Source organism: Marinibactrum halimedae, from assembly GCF_021234875.1.
Taxonomy (GTDB): Bacteria; Pseudomonadota; Gammaproteobacteria; order Pseudomonadales; family Cellvibrionaceae; genus Marinibactrum; species Marinibactrum halimedae.
In genome coordinates, this window is sequence record NZ_JAJQVM010000116.1 from 1 (window position 1) to 726 (window position 726).

1 protein-coding gene is annotated in these 726 nt (G+C 44.2%); it reads right to left on the bottom strand.

The window, feature by feature from the left end:
- Positions 1-135: 135 nt before the first annotated feature.
- Complete coding sequence (locus tag LU351_RS20565; RefSeq protein WP_232595955.1) at positions 136-600, bottom strand: hypothetical protein; 465 nt, start codon at positions 598-600, stop codon at positions 136-138.
- Between the last annotated feature and the right edge of the window lie 126 nt (positions 601-726).

The window sequence follows — 726 nt, forward strand, 5'->3', positions numbered from 1 at the left end:
TGTATCGTTAAAAGAGGGTTGGATTAAAGTTCATTACCCTAACGGGTAGTTAAATGAACCGCCCTGTGCGGACCCGCATGCAGGGTGGTGTGGGGAGGGCTGGCTAGATACCAGCCCTTACCCGATTATGCGTATTCACTGTAACTCAGAGTACGCTGCCTGACGATAATCTTTTATTTCAGAAGATTTAGTGAAGCACGCGAACATGAATTCACCCTCTGACATTTTACTGCTACTAACCTCTTCTTCCAGCATTCTGAAGCATAACTGACCTCGACGAACACTACCTTCCCATAACTCCGGTTCATCGCCTTCTTCTGTTCCGGTTAGGGTAATCAAAAATGATTTCTCTTGTGTTTTGAATTCCGAGAGATAAGCAATAAACGTTGCCTTCTCCTCGGAGACCAAAACTACCTTACCCTTCCCGTTTTTTTCTATTTTAACTACACCAAATGGGAAGTACTGGTACAAACTTAGACTTTCCCATACTCCTTCTACATCCTGGGGTTTAGGCTCATGCAGAATAACGCTCGGGTCCTCTCGGCAGCCCACTAAAAGCAATAATAATGGCAGTAAGTATCTCATCATGACTTTACGCATAACGCCTTTGTCATTTGCGTTTTTGTTGTAGTGGAGTTTTGGGGCAATGTGGCGTAGCCACTCCAAAACGGAGCGTAGACAAAAACGTCAAATGGACAAACTTGTTACGTTTTGACTTAGCACTCA